Genomic DNA, 4,268 nt, shown 5'->3' with positions numbered 1-4,268 from the left:
TAAAAAAAGCTATAAAGAATGCCTAATCCAAAAGATTAGGTTTCTTTACAGCCCCCTCTTTTTTGGAAAATAGCATATTATGTTCTAATTTTATCTTTATGTTTAGGGATATTGATTATGTTATTTAATTAAATAGATAAGAATTTGATTAGTTGGAAAATAAAATAAGAAATTATTGAAAATTTTATTTTATAATGAAATTAACAAAAAAGGAGCAATATATGGAAAAGAAAATTGCAATCGTTAGACTACATAGAGGTGTCCTTGACCCTATTACACAAGTAAATAAACTTATGACCTTTATATGCGATATAGGAGATGTAAAAAAAGGTGATTTCGTTGTTGTAGAATTGTCCATGAAAACACGTGCTAAAAATTTCAACAATGACTTCAGAATTGGTCGTGTTGAAGATTTTATGATCTTCAGGGATGGAGAAATAGCACAATTTAGACCTAACAACTTTGTTGTGTTTAAAATCAATGACAATGATTTCTATATGCGCTGTAACACTTTATTGAAAAAAAAGTGGTCATTGTGGGCTAGATATAGAGCTATCAAAAACAAAGATAACAAGAATCCTCGATATAGTATTTTTGATGACATCATTAAAGAAACAGACAGTCTGCAATTTCAACGCTTGACTTCTTGGGTTGATGTGATGAAACCTGACAAAGATCATACAGATTTAGAGAAAGAAACACGTATTGTATCAATCAAGATGCAACGTGGAGTTCTAGGAAAAGAAAACAATAAAACTTTCAACTATATTTGTGATCTAAAAGATATTCAAATTGGAGACTATGTAATTGTAGAAATCACAAGAAAAAATATGTATGGTAGACCAGCTAATGATTTTAGAATTGGTCGTGTTGAATCGCTCCATACATGGAATGATAGCGAAGTATCTAAATTTAAGCCAAATTCCTTTGTCGTTTGCAAAATTGCTGATAAGGAATTCAAAACAAGATGTAATGAAATAAAAAAATCAAAAAAAGAACTTTGGGAGCTTTATAACATTGACAAGAAAAGACCTAATAAAAACCCTGATGGTATTCCTATGAATGTATTTGATCATTTAATTTTTTCAAATGGTACATTGCATTTTGATAGACTTTCTAAATATCAAAATAAGATGCAACCACCAAAAAAATAACAAATAAAAAAAAGAAAAAAACATTAGAACTATTTCTATACAAACTTTTCACAGAAAACAAAAATATATTATACTGAACTAGTTTAGCTTGATGCTAGACTAGTTTTTGTTTTTTGGAGGAAAAAATTAATGAAATTAAACGAACTATTTGAATTGTATTTAGAAGATATTGACCTAACACATCAAGATACTACTTTAGATTCTATACGTTATGTATATAATTCGGGACTTGCTAAAAAATATGGAAATAAAAAATTAGAATCAATTAAATTTAAAGAGATAAAAAAATACCAAAAAGAACTTTTAAATGGAAAGCACAAAACAAAAGATGGAAAAACATACAGTATTTCCTACATTAATAAAATAATTGCTCTTTTAAAAAGGCTTTTAAAATATGCAAATATTATGTCCTATGGTGATTTTACAGTTGCTCAAATAAGAGGTCTTGAAAGTGTTACTTCTATCATAGATAAAAAAGCACAATTAGATACACAAATAATTTGGTCAATAAAAGACTACAATAACTTTTTGAAAGTGGTTGATAATGAAAGAGATCGTCTGCTCTTCAGTGTACTGTACTACACAGGAATGCGCAAAGGTGAGCTACTTTCTTTATGCTGGAAAGATGTTGATTTAATTGATCAAACGATAACAATAAATACCACTGCCTGTCGTGTTCGTGGTAAAGGACAATGTATAAAGCCACCTAAATCAAAAAGTTCTCACAGAATTATTTACATAAATAGAAGCTTGAACGAAATGTTACTCAACCATTTTATAAAAGAAAAACAAAACTATACCAGCAACATTAAACAACATTATGTATTTGGTGGAATTAAAATGATTTCATTTTCCACTCTTGGTAGAATATTCAATAAATATAAGGAAAAATCAAATGTAACAAATATGAATCTTCATGGCTTTAGACATTCTCACGCTACATTGATGTTGAATCTTACAAATGATGTTTATAATGTTTCTAAACGTTTAGGTCATGAAAACATTGTTATAACCGATACATATTTGCATGTTAATGCAAAAATTCAAAGGGAAATGGTAGAAAAGCTAGAATTTGCTATTCATCAGGAAGAAGTCAATACATATGATGTATTTATTGAAGGATTGAAAAAAACATTGTTAAAACAAATCACAAATGAAACATACAGTTCTGACCAAACTGAAACATTAAAAGATATCTACGATTTTATAAACAATTAAAAAACCTATTCAATTGAGAATAGGTTTTATTCATTACTTTGCAATTTTATCATTGAATCATAAACATTGATTATTTCATCACAAATACTGTCTTGCCTGACTTTGATTTCTAAGGCTTTTGATATATTTTTTTGTTGCATTGCATCATTAAATTTATTTGATAAGATTTTTCTTTCCTTCTTTAAAGATTTTAATATATTTATTGAATTATCCATTTTTATATTTCCTCTATATCATTAATTTCATTTACACCTTTTTTAGAGTTACGAATATCTATATCATTCTGCATATCTAAAAAATATTTGTCTGATACACCAAAGAAACGAGCAAGTCGTAATGATATGTCAACAGTTATCTTGCTACGATTATGAATAATATCCTGTATGCTTGATATTGAAACATTTATTTCTTTAACAAGTTTATATGCAGAAATATTATTTGGTTTCATAAATTCTTCAAATAATATCTCACCAACTGTTGATGTTTCAACATTGTTTCTCATTATCTCACCTACCTGCAAATATGATATGTTTTTTGTTCAAACCTATAATATATTATAAATATCGGCTCTTCATATCTTTCAGTAAACTTTCCCAGCCAAAATAATCATTTTCTTTAAATTCAATATTGATATAATGATATTTTTTCATCATTACAATAGAAAAAGCCATCATATCCGCCTGAACAGGTGTAATTCCGCTAGGTTTGGAATTTTTGCGTTCAATATAACAATATCGCCATTGATTGACTGTAGTAGTTGATTCACTTAATTCTTTAGATTGAAGCTGATTATATACCTGTATTGTATGATACATTTGTCTAGCAGTCTGATAACATTTTACAAGCATATTCATTTCATTTTGAAACAAATCGACATTGATATAGATAACGTATTCTTTAGGAATGAATAATATACTTTTGACCTTATACCCTACATCTCTGTAATCATATGAAACAATATTTCCTTCCTGATCATAGAGCTTGATGTCATCTAGCTGAACATAATAAATCTCTGGAAGCTTCAAATTAAGCTCCATACAGGCTTTTTTTATAGCAATATTACATAATATCCTCTTTTTATTAAACTCTTCTAAAATCAAAGAAATCACCTCTAATTTATTATTGAGAATATTATAGCTGTTTTAGAAAATAAATATCAAAAATTATTTTATTTTAACATTATATTTTAGGTTTTATTTAATATCTTTTTCTTCTAGATCCATTGCTTTTGTTAGAAGACGTTCAACAGCCTTTGTTTTTGTTTGTCCCTTTTCTTCAGCGTAGTTTTCAAGTCTTTCATAAATTGTACTTTCAATTTTTATATTTAATGCTTTACAGTCTTTTTTTGCTCTTGCCATTTTAAAATTCCTCCTAAATATATTATAACAAGTTTTAAAAATATATCTACAATATTATATAAAAAGCTACACTTTTGTAGTATGTTATGGTATAATATAAGAGTAGAAGAAAGGTATTCAAAAGTTATATAGATTGAATATGATCTATTGGTATTAGTAGTAACAATTCACAATTTTTGTTACAAAATAACTTTCTTTTGCATTTATCAGATGATATAATGATAAAGAATATAAAAAAACATAAAAAAACGTTGTTTTCTTATAAAAACAACGTAATGTGTAGTCATTTTAATTGGTTTGACTTACAACATATCAATAATAGTATTTAGTTTTTCACTTAAGATTTTAACAAATTGAAAATCTAAATTCAATATAAAGTATTTGTAAATGTCTAATACCAAATGATTACTCTATCTATTAAAGAATTGATTATTCGTATTAGATATTTTCTTTTTAGTAAAAAAACCGTTCCACTTTAAAATAAATGGAGCGGGTGATGGGAATCGAACCCACGTAGTCAGCTTGGAAGGCTGAAGTT

6 protein-coding genes are annotated in these 4,268 nt (G+C 27.0%); 2 read left to right on the top strand and 4 right to left on the bottom strand.

Annotated elements, in window-relative coordinates:
* The first annotated feature begins 221 nt into the window (after positions 1 to 221).
* The gene (locus LJD34_RS15560; RefSeq protein WP_227360325.1) at positions 222 to 1,154 is read left to right on the top strand and encodes a hypothetical protein; all 933 of its coding nucleotides are present in this window, start codon (positions 222 to 224) and stop codon (positions 1,152 to 1,154) included.
* Between the two features lie 129 nt (positions 1,155 to 1,283).
* Complete coding sequence (locus LJD34_RS15555; RefSeq protein ID WP_227360324.1) at positions 1,284 to 2,372, top strand: tyrosine-type recombinase/integrase; 1,089 nt, start codon at positions 1,284 to 1,286, stop codon at positions 2,370 to 2,372.
* A 26-nt stretch (positions 2,373 to 2,398) separates the two neighbouring features.
* Here LJD34_RS15555 and LJD34_RS15550 read toward each other — a convergent pair whose 3' ends face one another.
* From LJD34_RS15550 to LJD34_RS15535, 4 genes are all read right to left on the bottom strand, one after another.
* Positions 2,399 to 2,587: a hypothetical protein gene (locus tag LJD34_RS15550; protein ID WP_227360323.1), complete on the bottom strand. Its 189-nt coding sequence runs from the start codon at positions 2,585 to 2,587 to the stop codon at positions 2,399 to 2,401.
* Positions 2,588 to 2,589: 2 nt separating this feature from the next.
* Positions 2,590 to 2,874, bottom strand: a complete 285-nt coding sequence (locus LJD34_RS15545; RefSeq protein ID WP_227360322.1) for a HigA family addiction module antitoxin — start codon at positions 2,872 to 2,874, stop codon at positions 2,590 to 2,592.
* Between the two features lie 52 nt (positions 2,875 to 2,926).
* On the bottom strand, positions 2,927 to 3,472 hold the full coding sequence (locus LJD34_RS15540; protein ID WP_117812357.1) for a hypothetical protein: 546 nt from the start codon (positions 3,470 to 3,472) through the stop codon (positions 2,927 to 2,929).
* Between the two features lie 93 nt (positions 3,473 to 3,565).
* Positions 3,566 to 3,730 (bottom strand): RepB family protein, encoded by a 165-nt coding sequence (locus LJD34_RS15535; RefSeq protein ID WP_227360321.1) that lies wholly within the window; start codon positions 3,728 to 3,730, stop codon positions 3,566 to 3,568.
* Between the last annotated feature and the right edge of the window lie 538 nt (positions 3,731 to 4,268).

It is taken from the genome of Faecalibacillus sp. MSK20_93 (genome assembly GCF_020589945.1).
Classification (GTDB): Bacteria; Bacillota_I; Bacilli_A; order Erysipelotrichales; family Coprobacillaceae; genus Faecalibacillus; species Faecalibacillus intestinalis.
Note: the sequence above shows the minus strand (reverse complement) of the source record. Positions and strands in the feature narration are given on the sequence as shown.

Excerpts from the sequence above, each read along its gene's own strand:
- LJD34_RS15560 (WP_227360325.1), top strand. The coding sequence starts at position 222 with ATGGAAAAGAAAATTGCAATCGTTAGACTACATAGAGGTGTCCTTGAC.
- LJD34_RS15555 (WP_227360324.1), top strand. The coding sequence starts at position 1,284 with ATGAAATTAAACGAACTATTTGAATTGTATTTAGAAGATATTGACCTA.
- LJD34_RS15550 (WP_227360323.1), bottom strand. The coding sequence starts at position 2,587 with ATGGATAATTCAATAAATATATTAAAATCTTTAAAGAAGGAAAGAAAA.
- LJD34_RS15545 (WP_227360322.1), bottom strand. The coding sequence starts at position 2,874 with ATGAGAAACAATGTTGAAACATCAACAGTTGGTGAGATATTATTTGAA.
- LJD34_RS15535 (WP_227360321.1), bottom strand. The coding sequence starts at position 3,730 with ATGGCAAGAGCAAAAAAAGACTGTAAAGCATTAAATATAAAAATTGAA.